Consider the following 19420-nt stretch of genomic DNA (forward strand, 5'->3'; position numbering starts at 1 on the left):
TGAGCCTGCTGTTCTTTTTTTCGAACACCCCTTGTCCTTTTTCGCCCCAGATCCTAGGATGCGTTTGAGATTTCAAACGCCCGATGCCTGGGCCATCCTCCGCCAACTTCAGGTTTCGCCACGGCGAAGCCCGCCATGGGAGCCGACATGCAGCTTAAAGATGCTCAATTGTTCCGCCAGCAAGCCTATGTAGAAGGTGCCTGGGCCGATGCCGACAGTGGCCAGACGCTCAACGTCTCCAACCCAGCCACGGGTGAAACCCTGGGTACCGTACCGAAGATGGGCAAGGCCGAAACCCGCCGGGCCATCGAAGCCGCTGACCGCGCCCTGCCGGCCTGGCGTGCCCTCACTGCCAAAGAGCGCGCAGCCAAGCTGCGCCGCTGGTATGAGCTGATGCTGGAGCACCAGGACGACCTAGGCCGCCTCATGACCCTGGAGCAGGGCAAGCCGCTGGCTGAAGCCAAGGGCGAAATCGCCTACGCCGCTTCTTTCCTGGAGTGGTTCGCTGAGGAAGCCAAGCGCGTTTACGGCGACGTAATCCCTGGCCACCAGCCAGACAAGCGCCTGATCGTGATCAAGCAGCCTATCGGTGTTACTGCGGCTATTACGCCCTGGAACTTCCCGGCAGCGATGATCACCCGCAAAGCCGGCCCGGCCCTGGCCGCTGGCTGCACCATGGTGCTCAAGCCCGCTTCGCAAACCCCGTACTCGGCCCTGGCCCTAGCCGAGCTGGCCGAGCGTGCCGGCATCCCTAAAGGCGTATTCAACGTTGTGACCGGCAGTGCCGGTGAAGTGGGCGGCGAGCTGACCAGCAACCCCATCGTGCGCAAGCTGTCGTTCACAGGCTCTACCGATATCGGCCGCCAGCTGATGGCTGAATGTGCCCAGGACATCAAGAAAGTGTCTCTGGAGTTGGGTGGCAACGCGCCCTTTATCGTGTTCGACGACGCGGACCTGGATAAGGCCGTCGAAGGCGCCATGATTTCCAAGTACCGCAACAACGGCCAAACCTGTGTATGTGCCAACCGTCTCTACGTGCAGGACGGTGTGTACGACGCCTTTGCCGAGAAACTGAAAGCTGCTGTGGCCAAGCTGAAAATCGGTAACGGCCTTGAAGAAGGCACGACTACTGGCCCGATGATCGATGAAAAGGCCGTCGCCAAGGTTAAGGAGCACATTGCTGATGCCGTTGGCAAAGGCGCCACCGTGCTGTTTGGCGGCGAGCAGATCGAAGGCAACTTCTTCCAGCCTACCGTGCTGCTGAACGTGCCAGCGAACGCGGCTGTGGCCAAGGAAGAAACTTTTGGCCCGCTGGCGCCGCTGTTCCGCTTCAAAGATGAAGCCGAAGTGATTGCAGCCGCCAACGATACCGAATTCGGCTTGGCGTCCTACTTCTACGCCCGCGACCTGAGCCGTGTGTTCCGCGTAGCCGAAGCGCTGGAGTACGGCATGGTGGGGATCAACACCGGCCTGATCTCCAACGAAGTGGCACCCTTCGGTGGTGTGAAGGCCTCCGGCCTTGGCCGTGAAGGGTCCAAGTACGGTATCGAAGACTACCTGGAAATCAAATACCTCTGCCTGAGCGTTTAACGCCGGCAGTTACTTTCAGGCACTGAGTACCGCTGGGCAGTCGATCATCGCATGCTGCCCAGCTTCGTCGAAGTGCCTCATCCCGATCAGCGCCGACGATGAGCGGCGATTGAGGAGCTTCCATGAGCAAGACCAACGAATCCCTGATGCAGCGGCGCATGGCCGCTGTACCGCGTGGCGTAGGCCAGATCCACCCGATCTTCGCTGACCACGCGAAAAATTCCACCGTGACCGACGTGGAAGGCCGTGAATTTATCGATTTCGCGGGTGGCATCGCCGTATTGAACACCGGCCATGTACACCCGAAGATCATTGCCGCAGTGGAAGCACAGCTGCACAAGCTGACCCACACCTGCTTCCAAGTGCTGGCCTACGAGCCCTACGTGGAGCTGTGCGAGAAAATCAACGACAAGGTGCCCGGCGACTTCGCTAAGAAGACCTTGCTGGTCACCACAGGCTCTGAAGCCGTCGAGAACGCCGTGAAGACCGCCCGTGCTGCAACGGGCCGTGCCGGTGTGATTGCCTTCACCGGCGCCTACCATGGCCGCACCATGATGACCTTGGGCCTGACCGGCAAGGTCGTGCCTTACTCGGCGGGCATGGGCCTGATGCCAGGCGGCGTCTTCCGTGCACTGTTCCCTTGTGAGCTGCATGGCGTGAGCGTCGACGATTCCATTGCCAGCATCGAGCGCATCTTCAAAAACGATGCTGAGCCACGTGATATCGCGGCCATCATCATTGAGCCGGTTCAGGGCGAAGGTGGCTTCTATGTGGCGCCCAAGGCCTTTATGCAGCGCCTGCGTGCCCTGTGTGACCAGCACGGCATTCTGTTGATCGCCGATGAGGTTCAAACGGGCGCCGGCCGTACAGGCACCTTCTTTGCCATGGAGCAGATGGGCGTAGTGCCAGACCTCACCACCTTTGCCAAATCCATCGCGGGCGGTTTCCCACTGGCGGGCGTGTGCGGCAAGGCCGAGATCATGGACGCTATCGCACCCGGCGGCTTGGGCGGCACCTATGCAGGCAGCCCACTGGGTTGCGCGGCTGCGCTGGCGGTGATGGAGGTATTTGAGGAAGAACAGCTGCTGCAACGCTGCAAGGACGTGGCCGAGCATCTGACCTCGCGCTTGCGCGGCCTCCAGGCCAAGTACCCGGTGATCGGCGATGTGCGTGGCCTGGGTGCCATGATCGCGATCGAGCTGTTCGAAGGCGGCGACAGCCACAAACCCAATGCCGCTGCTGTGGCACAAGTGGTTGCCAAGGCGCGCGAGAAGGGCTTGATCTTGCTGTCTTGCGGTACTTACGGCAACGTACTGCGCATTCTGGTACCGCTTACCGCGCCTACCGAACAACTCGACCAAGGCCTGGCTATCCTGGAAGCGTGCTTCGCTGAGCTGTGAAGTACCGGTTTCCCTGAGTACAAGACCCGCCGGAAGGCGGGTTTTTTATTTGGAGAACTGGCCATAGCCGCCTATACCTTTTTAATGACTGGATGCTGCGCTACCGCCATCAGGGAGGCTGGATGATAGGGCTATCAACTGCTGTACCACGGATACTGGTCGCTGAGTCAGACCCCTGGAGCCGAGACCTGCTCATGCAGCTGCTGTTAAGCGTGCGCTGCGATGCTAAGGTCGAGCTGTGTGAAAACGGTAAGCAGGCCATGCAGGCACTGGAAAACCTGCCGGACCTGGTCATTGCCAGCCGCGAGCTGTCGGGGACCGACGGCCTGGAGTTGCTGCGGCAGGTTCGCCGTGGCGGGGCCGTACCAGGGTTGCCATTTATTCTGCTGAGCAGCCGTAGTGACAGCGCCAGTGTGCGTGATGCCGTGCCGCTCCAGCCTACCGCTTACCTGAGCAAACCGCTCAATTTTGAAGCCCTGCGTGAACGCCTCAGTGCTTTGCTCCTCGACAACGGCGAAGCCATCGTATGCGAGCTTCCACCCGTAATGCCAGGCATCGATCTGAATGGGTTTCTGGACATGCGGCGAGAAGCCTCCGACGGCGCCCCCATAATGAGCGAAGTGCATGACGCCGTGGTGCGCAGCTTGAAGGCACGGACCCTGAACCTCCGGTTGCTGGAGCAAGATATCCGACGTGACCCGCAAACCACGGCTGTTCTTTTGGCAGCGGCCAATAGCGCTGCACGTCAGCGTGAGGCCCCGGCTACGACACTGCTGCAGGCCCTGAGCCAGTTAGGTGCTACCCAAAGCATGAACCTTATTCTAGGCTTGGCACTAAAGCGCAGCGCAAGGCTGGACAATCCTCTACTGGCTAAACAGGCCCAAGCGTACTGGACGCTGTCCCGACAAACCGCCGAGTTGGCCCGCACGCTAGCGCGACAGCAGGGTATCGATCACGAGTTGTGCTATTGCGCCGGGCTATTGCATAGGCTGGGCGAATTGGCCCTGTTGCGTACCCTACACGAGTGGACATTGGCCGGGGGCGCACTAGAAACGGCCCAAGTCAGCGCCTCGCTTGATCGGCTCGGGCCCAACTATGGTTCGGCCCTGCGTGCGCGCTGGCGCCTGCCCCACGACCTGCGAGACTTGATCGCCTCGGTGTATGCGCTAATGGGCGTCTACGGCAAGCCGTCACTGGTAATGAACCTGGCCGGCCAATTGGTGAACCTGCCTGCACAAGCGGACATCCAGCTTGTGGCCAACAGCAAGGCAGGGCGCCTATTAGGCGTAGAGGTAGCAGAGCTAACGGCGTTGCGCAAAAACGTAGGGATTGTGGCCGCTGGCACCTGAGCGCACAGGTACCTGCTTCAGGACATGATGATTTGGTTCTTGCCCTGGCGTTTGGCCTGGTACATGGCCGCATCAGCACGGGAATAAAGGTTGTCCAAGGCCTCATCGTCAGCTTTGAGGTTGGTCAGGCCCTGGCTGACGGTTACGCCATAGCTTTTGCCATTGCGGCTAAAGCTTAAGCGTTGCACTTCCCGCTGCAGTCGTTCGGCGATCTGCCGCGCCATGTCTGGCGCACAACCCGGAAACACCGCTGCAAACTCTTCACCGCCAATTCGGCCGAACAGGTCGCCTCGGCGCAAGGCACCCTTGCCACTTTCAGCAATGCGCTGAAGCACCAGGTCACCGTCCTGGTGACCATAGGTGTCGTTGATCATCTTGAAATCATCGATGTCCAGCAGCAGGAAGGCCATGGGCGTGTCATTGAGCCTGGATTGCTCGAACTCGCGGTGGGCACATTCGAAGAAGTGCCGGCGATTGCTGCTCTGGGTAAGCACGTCAGTTGTGGCAAGGCGTTGAAGCTCGTCTTCCAGGTGCTTCTTTTCAGTAATGTCCTCCGCAATGCCTACCACAATCACCCGCTGACCAGACTCAGGGCGATGGCTTATGAAGCACTTGTCGCTCAGCCAACGGATTTGCCCGTCTGCACGAATGATCCGGTATTCGCGATCTTCCACAGATCCCTTTTCCAGTACCTCGGCACGGCTGCGCTCAGCGTAATCCAGATCATCCGGGTAGATGCTGTCCCGCCACTCATTGAAGTCTGCCAGCAGCAGCCCGGCGGAGCGACCGAAGATGCGTTCGTAAGCAGGGCTTACATACACCATCTGTTGGGTTTCCCAATCGAATGCCCATAGCACGGCATTCACACTGACCAACAGCGCACTAAACAGCTCTTCCCGCTCTTTGAGCCGTGCCACTTCACCTTGGGCATGCATAAGGGCAAGCAGGGTTTCCGCAGCTTCCGGAATTTGCTCAAGCGATGTGGAGGGAGCAGGTGTGTTGGCCATCATCACGGCTTCTTGGGAACACGTCGAGGTCGAGGGTGAGCCCACCGACAGGTGGCCATGGTAAGGCCCGCCGAACCAGCGAGGGTCTTCCTCAGAGCGAAAAACCCGCTTAAAGTTCCCTGAATCTGGGCTCGGGCAGGGCTCGGGCTCCGATTGGATCACGCCATGGCAGGGCGTAATGAATACGTCTTGAGGTTGCCGGCGAACTCATGCAACGACTGGATGCCGCTTGCCTCGGCTTCTTGAACCCATTCTTTGATAGCAGCGAGCATGTCATGACCATTGGCACTGGTGCGTGCCCAGATAAGCTGCAAAGCCAGGCGTTTTTCATAGATCACCTTCAGTGCGTGGCTGGTCTCCAGCATGCTGTTGATGCACGCATGGTGGCGGTCGTCCAGCAAGCTGGGCTCGCGTGACAGCAGCCGTTTGGCCCGGTGCAGGCGATGGCGTACGGAATGGTCGACCCGTGCTACCTCCTGTTTAACCAAAGGGCCGATCACTTGTTTACGGTACTGGGCCATGATCTGGAAACGGTTGTTCAAGATAGCCATGGCCGTGTCCATGTCCATGGAGCCCTTGCCAGGAATTCGATGAGCGATGGGTGCTACTCGGTTTACCTTTGCCAGGCGCAGCGCGCTGAACACGCGAATCCACAGCCAACCCATGTCGAATTCCCACTTTCTTACCGACAATTTGGCTGAATTGGGGTAGGTGTGATGGTTATTGTGCAGCTCCTCCCCACCAATGATGATGCCCCACGGCACCAAGTTGGTGGCCGCATCCCGGCATTCGAAATTGCGGTAGCCCACCGCATGGCCTAGCCCGTTCACTACGCCAGCAGCCCACACGGGAATCCACATCATCTGCACAGCCCACACCGTGATGCCAATCACGCCAAACAAGGCTAGGTCGATAAGCGCCATCAGCACAATGCCGCCCATTGTGAAGCGGCTGTACAGGTTGCGCTCAATCCAGTCATCAGGGCAATTCTTGCCATAGATACGCAAGGTTTCCGCGTTTTTGGCTTCCTCGCGGTACAGCTCTGCGCCTGTGCGCAACACTGTTCCCAACCCCTTGATCACAGGGCTGTGCGGGTCGTCTGGAGTGTCACATTTCGCATGGTGCTTGCGGTGGATAGCCGTCCATTCGCGGGTGTTCTGGCCTGTGGTCAGCCAAAGCCAGAAACGGAAGAAGTGCTTCAGGCCGCCGTTGAGTTCCAACGAGCGATGGGCCGAATAGCGGTGCAGGTAAACCGTCACGCCAACGATAGTGACATGCGTAAGCAGCAGAGTTGCAGCGACCACTTGCCAAGGGGTCAGGTCCAGCAAACCGTTGTACCACATAGGTGGAAAAGCCTCGGTCAGGTATTGAATAACGCTGCTGAATCTATCGGTAATACCAGGCAATCACCAGCCATTCGGGGTGAAGGGTCGGGGATAAGCCGATTCTTTGGTAAGTAGATATTTCCTAGCGTTAAACCTCATTCGCATAAGGTTTTTATTACTTTTACGTCTATAAAAATTCTTAAATATTATTTTTAAGAATAAAATCACGCTTTTATAGTGCGCCTATGCCGGGTACCGCACCAGGCCATTCTTTTTTCAGGAGCTAACCATGAGCGCACCACTGCGTAGCGTCGACGGGCAGGACGAAACCGCGATTCTTCGAGAAATTCAGAGCGCGTTGCGTGATCTGCGTTTTGGCGCGGTGGAGATCACGGTTCATAACGCTCAGGTCGTACAGATCGAGCGAAAGGAAAAATTCCGCCTGCAACAGGCAAGTCCTAAATCAAGCTAAAGGCTTAACGCCGGCCACCGGAAAACCGGAAGTCGCCGCCCTTTGGCAGCCACTTTTCGTACAAAGCCTAATAAAGCGCTGCCATCAGGAGCATCACCATGTCCACCCGCCGTTACGCGCTTGCCGCCCTGGCCGCTGCGCTGTTCACAGGCTCCGCTGTTGCCAAGGATTATGAACTGCTGAACGTGTCTTACGACCCCACACGGGAGCTGTACCAGGAATACAACGCGGAATTCGTGAGCTACTGGAAACAGCAGCACCCGGATGACGCTGTAAAAATCCAGCAGTCCCATGGCGGCTCGGGCAAGCAGGGCAGGTCGGTGATCGATGGCTTGCCTGCCGATGTGGTAACCCTGGCACTGGCCGGTGATATCGATGAAATCGCCAACCTGAGCAAGAAATTGCCTACCGATTGGCAAAAGCGGCTGCCAGACGCGAGCACACCCTACACCTCCACCATTGTATTCCTTGTGCGCAAGGGCAACCCCAAGGGCATCAAAGACTGGGGCGACCTGGTAAAAGAGGGCGTATCGGTGATTACGCCTAACCCCAAAACCTCGGGCGGTGCGCGCTGGAACTTCTTGGCCGCCTACGCCTATGGCCTGAAGGCCAACAACGGTGATGAAGCCAAGGCCAAGGCTTACGTGCAGCAGCTGTTCAAGCACGTACCCGTACTGGATACCGGTGCCCGCGGCTCGACCATTACCTTCGTTAACAATGGCCAGGGCGATGTGCTGCTAGCCTGGGAAAACGAAGCGCACCTGGCGTTGAAAGAAGACGGTGGGGCTGACAAGTTCGACATCGTAACGCCTTCGCTATCGATCCTGGCCGAACCTCCCGTGGCCGTTGTAGACAAGAACGCAGAGAAAAAGGGCAACACAGCCATTGCCACGGCCTACCTGGAGCACCTGTATAGCCCAGCCGGACAGGAAATTGCTGCGAAAAACTTCTATCGGCCACGTAACGCCGAGGTGGCGAAAAAATACGAAGCCACGTTCCCGGCACTGAACCTGGTGACTATCGACAAAGACTTCGGCGGCTGGAAAACTGCCCAGCCAAAGTTCTTCAACGATGGCGGGATCTTCGACCAGATCTACCAGGCCCAGTAGTTTCCAGGTACTGGCAAGAGCGCGCCCGGGTATAGCCCGGGCTCGGTTCGTTTAACACAAGGACCTTTATGTCGCGTCGGATCTCTCCCGTCATACCCGGCTTCGGGCTGACGCTGGGCTACACCTTGGTGTACCTCAGCCTGATTGTGCTGATCCCTCTCGGGGCCATGTTCGTCAACGCTGCGCAATTAAGCTTTGATCAGTTCTGGGCCATTGTCAGCGCCCCTCGCGTGCTCGCCGCGCTTAAGCTCAGCTTCGGAACAGCCCTGTACGCTGCGCTACTCAATGGCGTGATGGGCACACTGCTGGCTTGGGTGCTGGTGCGCTACAGCTTTCCAGGCCGGCGCATCATCGATGCCATGATCGACCTGCCTTTTGCACTGCCTACGGCGGTAGCCGGTATCGCGTTAACAGCGCTCTACGCCCCCAATGGCCTGGTAGGCCAGTTCGCCACGGACCTGGGCTTCAAGATTGCCTATACCCCTTTGGGTATCACCTTGGCGCTTACCTTCGTAACGCTGCCTTTTGTAGTGCGTACGGTACAGCCCGTGCTGGCCGACATTCCCAGGGAGGTTGAAGAGGCGGCCGCCTGCCTGGGCGCCAAACCTTGGCAGGTATTTCGCCACATTTTGGCCCCTGCCTTGTTCCCGGCCTGGCTGACTGGCTTTGCACTGGCCTTCGCACGGGGGGTGGGGGAGTACGGTTCAGTCATTTTCATCGCGGGCAACATGCCGATGAAAACCGAGATTCTGCCGCTGCTGATCATGGTCAAGCTGGACCAGTACGACTACACAGGCGCCACCGCCATTGGTGTGCTGATGCTGGTGGTGTCGTTCATCCTGCTGCTGTTGATCAATCTGCTTCAGCGCCGTATCGAAACTCCTTGAGGGAAGGCCCATGTCCAGTTCGACCGTTTCGGCCGCGCAGGCGGCCAATGCTGCCCGGCGTGGCAGCCCTGTAGCCAGAGGGGTGCTTATCACCTTGGCCTGGTTGTTTTTTGCACTGTTCCTGCTATTGCCGTTGTTTATCGTAGTGTCCCAGGCACTTAAAGCAGGTGTGGGTACCTTTTTCAGCGCCATGTTGGAGCCTGACGCGCTCAGCGCCCTGAAACTAACCGTGCTGGCCGTCGCGATTTCGGTACCGCTGAACCTGGTATTCGGTGTGAGCGCCGCATGGTGTGCCAGCAAATATGAGTTTCGTGGCAAAAGCCTTCTAATTACGCTGATCGACTTGCCGTTCTCGGTATCGCCTGTTATTGCCGGCTTGGTCTACATACTGATGTTTGGGGCGCGTGGCGTGATGGGGCCCTGGCTGTCAGACCACGACATCCAGATTGTCTTCGCCCTGCCTGGCATCGTACTGGCCACCATTTTCGTGACCGTGCCTTTCGTCGCACGTGAGCTGATTCCGCTGATGCAGGAGCAGGGTACTCAGGAGGAAGAAGCTGCGCGCCTGCTGGGCGCCAACGGCTGGCAAATGTTCTGGCATGTCACGCTCCCTAACATCCGCTGGGGCCTGATCTATGGCGTGGTGCTGTGCACGGCACGGGCCATGGGTGAGTTCGGCGCCGTGTCCGTGGTGTCTGGGCATATTCGAGGGGTGACCAACACCTTGCCGCTGCACGTGGAAATTCTCTACAACGAATACAACCATGTTGCTGCCTTCGCCGTAGCCAGCCTTCTGCTGGCCCTCGCCCTGTTCATTCTGCTGCTCAAGCAGTGGAGCGAAAGCCGTATTAACCGCCTGCGCCACAGCGCCGCGGAGGAATAAGCCATGTCCATCGAAGTACGTAACGTCAGCAAGCGTTTCAACCAGTTCCAGGACCTCGACCGTATCGATTTGGACATCCGCAGCGGCGAACTGGTCGCCCTGCTAGGGCCGTCAGGGTGTGGCAAAACCACGCTGCTACGCATCATTGCTGGGTTGGAAACCCCCGACCAGGGCAGCATCGTGTTCCACGGTGAAGACGTGTCCGGCCACGATGTGCGGGATCGCAACGTGGGCTTCGTGTTTCAGCACTACGCCTTGTTCCGGCATATGAGCGTGTTCGATAACGTAGCGTTCGGCCTTCGGATGAAGGCCAAGCATGAGCGGCCAAGCGAGGCGAAGATTGCTGAAAAGGTGCATGAGTTGCTGAGCATGGTGCAGCTGGATTGGCTGGCCGACCGCTACCCCGAGCAGCTCTCCGGTGGCCAGCGGCAGCGTATTGCCCTGGCCCGCGCTTTGGCAGTAGAACCCAAGGTACTGCTGCTGGATGAGCCTTTCGGTGCACTGGATGCCAAGGTACGCAAAGAGCTGCGTCGCTGGCTGGCCCGCTTGCACGAGGAGATCAACCTGACGTCTGTGTTTGTGACGCACGATCAGGAAGAGGCCATGGAAGTGGCGGATCGCATCGTGGTAATGAACAAGGGTGTGATCGAGCAGATTGGCTCACCTGGCGAAGTGTACGAACAACCGGCCAGCGATTTTGTGTACCACTTCCTGGGCGACTCCAACCGCTTGCACCTGGGCCAGGACCAGCCGATGCAGTTTCGCCCCCATGAAGTGGCGCTGTCGCGTTCAGCCTTGGACGCGCACCATGCCGCCCAGGTGCGCGACATTCGCCCACTTGGCGCAACCACGCGGATCACGCTGAAAGTGGAAGGCCAAGATGAGCTGATAGAGGCTGAAGTGGTTAAGGATCACGACAGCCTTTCAGGCCTGAACAAAGGCGATACGCTGTTCTTCAAGCCTAAAAGCAGGTAACAGCGCTTTACTCGGCCAGTTCGATCTGCCCCTTGAGTTCGTCGCCTAACCCCAGCAGGAAGCCAAATTCCACCACCACAAACAGCGGGCCAATCAACAGCCCGCTGAGGTCATCGGTAAACGCAGGCTTTCGGCCTTCGTAATGGTGCCCCAGGAACTGGATAGCCCAACCAATCACAAACATCCCGACACCGATGATCAGCCAAGGTGTGGTGGACAAGACGGCCACTGCATGGCCAAACCACAGGCTAAGGCCAAGAATGGCCGCCATCAGAAAGCCCAAAAGCTTGTCCAGCCGAATATAGAACGCACTGGTCGCTAGCATCACCAGTACTGCCGGGGAAAGGCCATGCCAATGGGGCCGGGAAAGCAGCACCGCGACCGCCAATACGATAAATGGAATGCCGATAAAGTGGGTGGCGACATTGCGGGGGTCTCGGTGATAGGCGGCGTAGTCCCCCAGGTACTGTGTCAGGCTTTTCATTGTTAGCATTCCTGGTTATTAATAAATAGCTTCTTATTCCTTAACGTATATATGGTGGATCCCTATACTTGCCTCATGAAAGCAGACAGGGGCAGGAGATGCCATCATGCGTACTGAATCCATTCGATACCTGATCGTCCCCGGCTGGCAAGGCTCGTCGTCGGAGCACTGGCAACATCACTGGCATGTGACCTTGCCCCACAGCGACTGGCTCGAACAAGCCGACTGGATGACGCCCCACCGCGACGACTGGTTAGCCGCACTGCACCACGCCATTGAACGAAGCAGCCAACCTACGGTGATCATTGCTCACAGCCTGGGCTGTATTACGGTGGCGCACTGGGCTGCGAAGGCACCGGCCCACCTTCTGCAACGCGTACGGGGCGCACTGCTGGTAGCGCCGGCAGATGTAGAGCGACCCAACCGACCCGCGGCCTTGGCCAACTTCGCTCCTGTGCCGCGTAACGTGCTGCCCTTCCCTAGCCAAGTGGTCGCTTCGGACAACGATCCTGCCGTGACAGTCGCTCGTGCATTGGACATGGCCAGAGACTGGGGCGCCGAAGCAGGCGTACTGACAGGTGCAGGGCATATCAACGTAAAGTCTGGCCATTGCCGCTGGGAGCAAGGTTTTGCCTATCTGTATCGCCTGCAAAACCGCGCGCAACGCAGCGCGCTCCGCCGTGCATGATGTCGCCTTTGCCAATCGGGCAGGGGCAGGAGTGAACCCATGAGTTTGAGTGCCGCTACAGGCCTTCCCTTGCTAACGTTCCCGGACGCAGACCGCAGTCCCTTGAGCATCCGTGCCAAGGCGCTGGTATTCGTTGACCCTCGCTCCAAAGCCTTGCGCGAGCGCTTGGAGGCCTTGGCGCCTAGCGCACTGCCTGTGTTGATTCATGGCGAAACTGGTACAGGCAAAGAGTTGCTCGCCCGGCACCTGCACAAGGCCAGTAATCGCCCCGGCCTGTTTGTATCGGTTAATTGTGGTGCCCTTAGCCCCGCTTATGCGCAGGCCGAGCTGTTCGGGCATGCGCCGGGTGCCTCGCCAGGGTCTGCAGCCAGCCGAGCGGGCTGGTTTGGGTCAGCCAACGGCGGTACCCTTTACCTGGATGAAATTGCTGATTTGCCGCTGGCCATCCAGGCGGCCTTGCTCGACGCCTTGGAAAACCATGAGGTGATACGCCTGGGTGCAGCGCAACCCACACCTGTAGACGTGCGCTTAGTCGCAGCGTCCAGTATCGACCTGAGCCGTGCCGTAGCGGCTGGCAAGTTCAATGAGCAGTTGTGGCGCTACCTGGATGAGGGTCGGCTGGTGCTGCCAGCCTTGCGTGAACGGCCGGGGGATATCCTGGCGCTTGCCGATTATTTTCTTGGTGTATACAGCCACCGCCTCAGCCTACCTGTGCCAGCGTTCAGCGAAGACGCAGCACAGCTGTTATTGACCCATGCCTGGCCAGGCAACACACGAGAGCTGGAGAACGTGGTGCACTTTGCACTGCTGATCAGCGAAGGCGACGATATTCTGCCCACTCACCTCCACCAAGCGGGCGTAGGGAACCACTTGGCTGCTTTGGAACACCATCTGGTTCAGTGCATAAAGGTGTCGGCAAAGGGTGAAAAAGCGGCGGCGTTGGCATTGCTGCAGCGCTATACGGCTGTACTTGAAAATAATTCATAAGCAGCTATCAAAAAGATATTTCAATGGCATAAGGGAATTGCGTATTGTCGCGGTCATGCCAGCCTAATGGCACTTCGACCAATAAGGACCCTCCATGAAAAAGGCTTTACTGTTTTCCGCATTCGCTGCTGCTTTGTCCGTTGCAGGCTTTACTCATGCAGGTGAGAAGCTGGTCGTAGCGGCTACGCCTATTCCTCACGCGGAAATTCTGGAGTTGGTCAAGCCTACGCTGGCGAAGGAAGGCGTGGACTTGGAAATCAAAGTGTTCACCGACTACGTACAGCCCAACGTGCAGGTGGACCAGAAACGCCTGGACGCTAACTATTTCCAGACCCTGCCTTACCTGACCAGCTTCAATGAAGGCAAAGGCACTCACTTGGAAACCGTAATCGGCGTTCACGTGGAACCCTTCGGCGGTTACTCCAAGAAAGTGAAAAGCCTGGCTGACCTCAAGGATGGCGCTACCGTGGCCATTCCTAACGAAGGCAGCAACAGTGGCCGTGCCTTGCTGCTGCTGCAAAAGGCTGGCCTGATCACCCTCAAAGACCCTAGCAATGCCCTGGCTACCCCCAAGGACATCGCCACCAACACCAAGAACCTGAAGTTCAAGGAGCTGGAATCGGCCATGCTGCCGCGCGTGCTCAATGAAGTTGACCTGGACATGATCAACACCAACTATGCGCTGGAAGCCGGGCTGAACCCCGCCAAGGACGCGCTGGTGATCGAAGGCAGCGACTCGCCTTACGTGAACTACCTGGTTGCCCGCCCGGACAACAAGAACAGCGATGCCATCCAGAAGCTGGCCAAGGCCCTGACCTCGCCTGAAGTCAAAGCCTTCATCGAGAAAAAGTACAACGGCGCAGTCCTCCCCGCTTTCTAAGCTTCTTCTCTAGCTGCCTGCTTTGCAGGCAGCTACAGGGGCTGTGCGCATAGCACAGGCCCTGTAGGCATGATGCTTTGCGCAAAGCCACAATCACGCCCCCACAATCGGTTACAGTTGCACCACAAAAATCTCGTGCAAGGAGTGTGCATGACGCGCGCGTGGGGCAGGATAACCGCCTGGGTGGTGATGGCAGTGCTGTGTGGCTGTGGCGAAAAGCCCGCCCCTGAGCCCGAACGCCCTCGGGTGAAGGTACAGACTGTAAAGGCTGTGGATTTCACACCCAAGGTTGAAGTGTCGGGTGATGTGCAGGCACGTGTGCAAACCCAATTGTCGTTTCGTGTAGGCGGCAAGATCATCCAGCGCACAGCGGAGGTGGGCGACAGGGTAGGCCCTCGCCAGGTGCTCGCCCGCCTGGACCCTAAAGACCTCCAGATCAATGTGGCTTCGGCAATGGCCGCGGTAGGCGCCCAACAGGCCCAGGTCACACAGGCCAGCCTGGCGTTCGAGCGTCAGGCCAAACTCTTGCCCAAGGGCTACACCAGCCGCAGCGAATACGACTCCGCACAAGCAGCACTTAAAGGTAGTCAGAGTGCCTTGGCGGCGGCCCGTGCTGAACTCGCCAATGCCCGTGAGCAATTGGGTTACACCGAGCTGGTGGCAGACGCAGCCGGTGTGATCACTGCACGGCAGGCCGAGGTAGGCCAAGTGGTGCAGGCCACACAACCCATGTTCGGGTTGGCGCGAGACGGCGAGCGTGATGCCGTATTCAATGTCTACGAAGCCTTGCCCGTGAAACCTGCCAGCGATGCGCCTATTACGGTGCGGCTGCTCGAAGACCCGACTGTGACCGTTCAAGGCAAGGTGCGTGAAGTCACGCCTACCGTTTCTGCACAGACCGGCACCTTGCAGGTAAAAGTCGCGCTCGAAGCGCTCCCTACGCGCATGCACCTGGGGTCAGTGGTCAGCGGAACGCTGATGGCACCTGCTCGGCAGGCCATAGAGCTGCCGTGGTCGGCCCTCACCAAAGACATACATGACCCCGCCGTATGGCTGCTCAAGGGCAACACAGTCAGCTTGCACAAGGTTGCCGTAGGCCGTTACCTCACCGGCAAGGTCGTGATCACCGAGGGCCTGGCTGCAGGCGACAAGGTGGTGGTGGCGGGTGGGCAGTTGCTGCACCCGGACATGCAAGTGGAAGTTGCCGAGGAGGCCGCGCAATGAAGCTTTGGTATGCGCTGCCATTTGTAATGCTGGCGGGCTGTGGCGAAGACGCTCCACCGCCTGAGCCCGTGCGGCCTGTATTGTCAGCCACAGTCACTGCTGTGAATGAGCAGGTATTGGGCCGATTTGCAGGCAACATCGCCCCACGCTATGAAAGTACGCTGGGCTTTCGGGTGGGTGGCCGTATTGCCCGCCGCTTGGTAGATGTGGGCAGCGAAGTCAAAAAAGGCGATCTGCTTGCTGTGCTGGACCCTACCGACCAGCAGAACCAGCTGCGCTCGCGCCAGGGCGATCTAGCCCGCGTCGAGGCACAATGGATCAACGCCCAGGCCAACAGCCGTCGTCAGCAGGAGTTGTATGACCGGGGTGTGGGTTCAACTGCGCTGCTGGACCGTGCAACGGCGGATTTGAAAACGTCCCGCGCTTCCCTTGAGCAAGCCCGAGCAGCGGCCAGCCAGGCCAAAGACCAGGTGGGTTACAGCGAGTTACGCGCCGACCACGACGCGGTTGTCACGGCCTTGAGCGCCGAAGCCGGGCAAGTGGTTACGGCCGGCCAGGAAGTGGTCACGCTTGCCCGCCCGGACATCAAGGAGGCGGTAATCGACCTGCCCACAGCGCTGGTAGAGCAACTATCCCCAGCGGTGGACTTCTTTGTGCAGGCCCAGCTGGACCCCAGTGTGGCCACTCAGGCCACCTTGCGGGAAATCGAGCCCCAGGCCAACAGCACCACGCGCACACGTCAGGTGCGCCTTAGCCTGGCAGAGGCGCCCCCTGGCTTGCGTCTGGGCACGGCCATTAGCGTGAGCGCCTCGCGCAAAGTGGAACCGCAAGGGGAGGTGCCCCTGCAAGCGCTGCAGGAAAAAGACGGTAAAACCCAAGTGTGGGTGATCGATGAGCAGGCCCACACCGTGTCACCGCGCTCGGTTCAGGTCATGCAGCGTAAAGACAGTACCGCAATCATCGACGCCAGCGTTCGCCCAGGTGAGCGTGTGGCCATTGCCGGGTTGAACAGCCTCACGCCGGGGCAGCAGATAAAAACAGATCAAGGAAAGGCCCCATGAGCGGCAGCAAGTTCAACCTCTCAGACTGGGCGCTGCGGCATCAGTCGTTCGTGTGGTACCTGATGTTCGTGGCACTGCTCATGGGCGTGTTTTCCTATATGAAGCTGGGCCGCGAAGAGGACCCGGCCTTCACCATCAAGACCATGGTGATCCAGACCCGGTGGCCGGGTGCCACACAGGAAGAGACGCTTAAGCAGGTCACTGACCGTATCGAGAAAAAGCTCGAAGAGCTGGATTCTCTGGATTACACCAAAAGCTACACCCGCCCTGGGGAGTCCACGGTATTCGTGTACCTGCGTGATACCACCAAGGCCGGGGCGATTCCCCATATCTGGTATGAAGTCCGTAAAAAGATCGACGACATTCGTGGCGACTTTCCCCAGGGGTTGCAAGGGCCTGCGTTCAATGACGAGTTCGGAGACGTGTTCGGGTCTATCTATGCCTTCACCGCCGATGGCCTGAGCATGCGCCAGCTGCGCGACTACGTGGAGCAGGTACGCGCTGGTATTCGGCAAGTGCCCAACCTGGGCAAGGTCGAAATGATCGGCGAGCAAGATGAGGTCATCTACCTCAACTTCTCCACCCGCAAGCTGGCGGCTCTGGGGCTGGATCAGCGCCAGGTGGTGCAGGCTTTGCAGGCCCAGAACGCTGTCACGCCGGCCGGTGTGATCGAAGCCGGGCCGGAGCGCATTTCTGTGCGTACCACGGGGCAATTCCGCTCCGAAGCGGACTTGCGTGAACTGAACCTGCGGGTCAACGATCGCTTCTACCGGCTGGCCGACGTGGCCGACATCACGCGCGGTTATGCTGAGCCGCCTACGCCACAGCTGCGTTTCAATGGCCAGCCTGCAGTAGGCCTGGCGGTAGCTATGCGCGACGGTGGCAATATCCAGGCCTTCGGCAAGGCATTGCACAGCCGCATGACTGAGCTGACGGCCGAGTTGCCCGTTGGGGTAGGCGTACACACGGTGTCCGACCAGGCAGCGGTGGTGGAAAAAGCGGTGGGCGGGTTCACCAGTGCGTTGTTCGAAGCGGTGGTGATCGTGATGGTGGTGAGCTTCGTCAGCCTCGGTATCCGGGCTGGCTTGGTAGTGGCCTGCTCCATCCCCTTGGTGCTGGCCATGGTTTTCGTATTCATGGAGTACAGCGGCATCACCATGCAGCGGATTTCCCTCGGCGCACTCATCATCGCCCTGGGCCTGCTGGTGGACGATGCCATGATTACCGTGGAGATGATGGTGACTCGGCTGGAGCTGGGGGACAGCCGGAAGAAGGCCGCTACCTTTGCCTATACGTCTACGGCTTTTCCGATGCTCACCGGTACGCTGGTAACGGTCGCAGGCTTCACGCCCATCGGCTTGAATGCTAGCTCAGCCGGCGAGTACACCTTCACCCTGTTCGCCGTGATCGCCATTGCCATGCTGGTGTCGTGGGTCGTGGCGGTGTTCTTCGCGCCGGTAATCGGCGTGCACATTCTCAGCGAAAAGGTTGCCAAACAGCAGTCCGAGGAACCGGGCCGCATCGGCCGAGCTTTCAATAGCGCATTGGTGGGCTGCATGCGCCACCGCTGGCTGACCATCATTGGCACCTTGCTACTGTTTGCCTTGGCGTTGTTCTGCATGCGCTTTGTGCAGAATCAGTTCTTCCCGTCGTCGGACCGCCCAGAGTTGTTGGTGGACCTGAACCTGCCGCAAAATGCGTCTATTCACGAAACCGCCAAAGCCGTGGACAAGCTGGAAGCCATGATCAAGGACGACCCGGATATTGCCCGGTGGAGTACCTACATCGGTGAGGGCGCTATCCGGTTCTATCTGCCTCTGGACCAGCAATTGCAGAACCCTTACTACGCCCAGCTGGTCATCGTGAGCAAAGGGCTTGAGCAGCGTGAAGCCTTGGCCGAGCGGCTACGTGAAAAGCTGCGCAAAGACTTTGTGGGTATCGGTACCTATGTGCAGCCGCTGGAAATGGGCCCGCCTGTGGGGCGGCCGTTGCAGTACCGGGTCAGTGGCAAAGACATTGACGAAGTACGCCGGCATGCCATCGACCTGGCCACCTTGCTGGACCAGAACCCCCATGTGGGCGACATGATTTTCGACTGGAACGAGCCGGGCAAAGTACTGCGTATCGACATTGCCCAGGACCGCGCGCGCCAGTTGGGGCTGTCGTCCGAAGATGTGGCCAAGCTGATGAATACTATTGTCAGTGGGGCGGCCATCACCCAGGTGAACGACGATATTTACCTGGTAAATGTGATTGGCCGTGCGGAAGATGCCGAGCGTAACTCACCCGAAACCTTGCAGAACCTGCAGATCGTGACCCCCAGTGGCGTGTCCATTCCGCTGTTGTCGTTCGCCACTGTGCGGTATGAACTGGAGCAACCGCTGGTATGGCGCCGGGACCGGCTGCCCACGGTCACCCTCAAGGCTGCCGTGCGGGACCAGATGCAGCCCACAGACCTGGTCACCGAGCTCAAGCCGGACATCGACCGCTTTTCTGCCGACCTGCCTGCCGGCTACAAGGTGACCACGGGCGGTACGGTAGAGGAGAGCGGCAAGGCCCAAGGGCCGATTGCCCAAGTAGTGCCGTTGATGATCTTCCTGATGGCTACATTCCTGATGATCCAGCTGCACAGCGTACAGAAGATGTTCCTGGTCGCTAGCGTGGCCCCTTTGGGGCTGATTGGTGTGGTGATCGCGCTAGTGCCTACTGGTACGCCGCTGGGTTTTGTGGCGATCCTTGGGGTGCTGGCACTGATCGGGATCATCATCCGCAACTCGGTGATCCTGGTGACCCAGATCGACATCTTCGAGCGTGACGGCTACAAGCCATGGGATGCGGTGGTGGAGGCGACACAACACCGCCGGCGCCCTATCCTGCTGACCGCCGCCGCTGCCAGCCTGGGCATGATTCCCATTGCCCGCGAGGTGTTCTGGGGGCCTATGGCCTATGCCATGATCGGCGGCATCATCAGCGCTACGCTACTGACGCTGTTGTTCCTGCCCGCGCTGTATGTGGCCTGGTACCGAATAAAAGAGTAGAGGCGGTCCGGTGCTGCCCGGGTTCTGGCCTGCCCCCTATGGGGCCAAGCCAGAACCCGGG

The 19420-nt window shown here is 59.0% G+C and carries 17 protein-coding genes; 14 read left to right on the forward strand and 3 right to left on the reverse strand.

The window, feature by feature from the left end; all coding sequences use genetic code 11:
* Positions 1 to 147: 147 nt before the first annotated feature.
* From gabD to ACSAMW_RS15615, 3 genes are all read left to right on the forward strand, one after another.
* The gene (gene gabD, locus ACSAMW_RS15605; RefSeq protein WP_500591052.1) at positions 148 to 1590 is read left to right on the forward strand and encodes an NADP-dependent succinate-semialdehyde dehydrogenase; all 1443 of its coding nucleotides are present in this window, start codon (positions 148 to 150) and stop codon (positions 1588 to 1590) included.
* 122 nt (positions 1591 to 1712) lie between these two features.
* Positions 1713 to 2990: a 4-aminobutyrate--2-oxoglutarate transaminase gene (gene gabT / locus ACSAMW_RS15610; protein WP_500591053.1), complete on the forward strand. Its 1278-nt coding sequence runs from the start codon at positions 1713 to 1715 to the stop codon at positions 2988 to 2990.
* Positions 2991 to 3112: 122 nt separating this feature from the next.
* Positions 3113 to 4339: an HDOD domain-containing protein gene (locus ACSAMW_RS15615; RefSeq protein ID WP_500591054.1), complete on the forward strand. Its 1227-nt coding sequence runs from the start codon at positions 3113 to 3115 to the stop codon at positions 4337 to 4339.
* Between the two features lie 17 nt (positions 4340 to 4356).
* On the opposite strand, the gene ACSAMW_RS15620 is transcribed toward ACSAMW_RS15615, so the two are convergent.
* Positions 4357 to 5346 (reverse strand): GGDEF domain-containing protein, encoded by a 990-nt coding sequence (locus tag ACSAMW_RS15620; RefSeq protein WP_500594057.1) that lies wholly within the window; start codon positions 5344 to 5346, stop codon positions 4357 to 4359.
* Positions 5347 to 5504: 158 nt separating this feature from the next.
* Positions 5505 to 6689: a delta-9 fatty acid desaturase DesA gene (desA, locus tag ACSAMW_RS15625; protein ID WP_500591055.1), complete on the reverse strand. Its 1185-nt coding sequence runs from the start codon at positions 6687 to 6689 to the stop codon at positions 5505 to 5507.
* 271 nt (positions 6690 to 6960) lie between these two features.
* On the opposite strand from desA, the gene oscA reads away from it, so the two are divergent.
* The 5 genes from oscA to ACSAMW_RS15650 all read left to right on the forward strand — a co-directional run bounded on the left by oscA (position 6961) and on the right by ACSAMW_RS15650 (position 10997).
* Positions 6961 to 7143, forward strand: a complete 183-nt coding sequence (oscA, locus tag ACSAMW_RS15630) for a sulfur starvation response protein OscA (protein ID WP_500591056.1) — start codon at positions 6961 to 6963, stop codon at positions 7141 to 7143.
* 98 nt (positions 7144 to 7241) lie between these two features.
* Positions 7242 to 8252 (forward strand): sulfate ABC transporter substrate-binding protein, encoded by a 1011-nt coding sequence (locus tag ACSAMW_RS15635; protein ID WP_500591057.1) that lies wholly within the window; start codon positions 7242 to 7244, stop codon positions 8250 to 8252.
* 68 nt (positions 8253 to 8320) lie between these two features.
* The gene (gene cysT, locus ACSAMW_RS15640) at positions 8321 to 9139 is read left to right on the forward strand and encodes a sulfate ABC transporter permease subunit CysT (protein WP_500591058.1); all 819 of its coding nucleotides are present in this window, start codon (positions 8321 to 8323) and stop codon (positions 9137 to 9139) included.
* A gap of 10 nt (positions 9140 to 9149) precedes the next feature.
* Positions 9150 to 10022 carry a sulfate ABC transporter permease subunit CysW gene (gene cysW, locus ACSAMW_RS15645; protein ID WP_500591059.1) on the forward strand — a complete coding sequence of 291 codons (873 nt, stop codon included), beginning with the start codon at positions 9150 to 9152 and terminating at the stop codon, positions 10020 to 10022.
* A 3-nt stretch (positions 10023 to 10025) separates the two neighbouring features.
* Entirely contained in the window at positions 10026 to 10997 is a 972-nt protein-coding gene (locus tag ACSAMW_RS15650; protein WP_500591060.1) for a sulfate/molybdate ABC transporter ATP-binding protein, read from the forward strand.
* Positions 10998 to 11004: 7 nt separating this feature from the next.
* On the opposite strand, the gene ACSAMW_RS15655 is transcribed toward ACSAMW_RS15650, so the two are convergent.
* Entirely contained in the window at positions 11005 to 11481 is a 477-nt protein-coding gene (locus ACSAMW_RS15655; RefSeq protein WP_500591061.1) for an Mpo1 family 2-hydroxy fatty acid dioxygenase, read from the reverse strand.
* Between the two features lie 106 nt (positions 11482 to 11587).
* Here ACSAMW_RS15655 and ACSAMW_RS15660 point away from each other — a divergent pair, with 106 nt between their 5' ends.
* From ACSAMW_RS15660 to ACSAMW_RS15685, 6 genes are all read left to right on the forward strand, one after another.
* Positions 11588 to 12169, forward strand: coding sequence for an alpha/beta hydrolase (locus ACSAMW_RS15660; RefSeq protein ID WP_500591062.1), 582 nt, complete (start codon positions 11588 to 11590; stop codon positions 12167 to 12169).
* A gap of 39 nt (positions 12170 to 12208) precedes the next feature.
* The gene (locus tag ACSAMW_RS15665; RefSeq protein ID WP_500591063.1) at positions 12209 to 13156 is read left to right on the forward strand and encodes a sigma 54-interacting transcriptional regulator; all 948 of its coding nucleotides are present in this window, start codon (positions 12209 to 12211) and stop codon (positions 13154 to 13156) included.
* A gap of 94 nt (positions 13157 to 13250) precedes the next feature.
* Complete coding sequence (locus ACSAMW_RS15670; RefSeq protein ID WP_500591064.1) at positions 13251 to 14036, forward strand: MetQ/NlpA family ABC transporter substrate-binding protein; 786 nt, start codon at positions 13251 to 13253, stop codon at positions 14034 to 14036.
* A 150-nt stretch (positions 14037 to 14186) separates the two neighbouring features.
* Positions 14187 to 15260, forward strand: coding sequence for an efflux RND transporter periplasmic adaptor subunit (locus tag ACSAMW_RS15675; RefSeq protein WP_500591065.1), 1074 nt, complete (start codon positions 14187 to 14189; stop codon positions 15258 to 15260).
* Entirely contained in the window at positions 15257 to 16321 is a 1065-nt protein-coding gene (locus ACSAMW_RS15680) for an efflux RND transporter periplasmic adaptor subunit (RefSeq protein WP_500591066.1), read from the forward strand. Before ACSAMW_RS15675 ends, ACSAMW_RS15680 begins: the two co-directional genes overlap by 4 nt.
* The gene (locus ACSAMW_RS15685) at positions 16318 to 19359 is read left to right on the forward strand and encodes an efflux RND transporter permease subunit (RefSeq protein WP_500591067.1); all 3042 of its coding nucleotides are present in this window, start codon (positions 16318 to 16320) and stop codon (positions 19357 to 19359) included. The genes ACSAMW_RS15680 and ACSAMW_RS15685 overlap by 4 nt, the downstream gene beginning before the upstream one ends.
* The last annotated feature ends 61 nt before the right edge of the window (positions 19360 to 19420 follow it).

This window comes from Pseudomonas sp. AB39(2026), assembly GCF_059831485.1.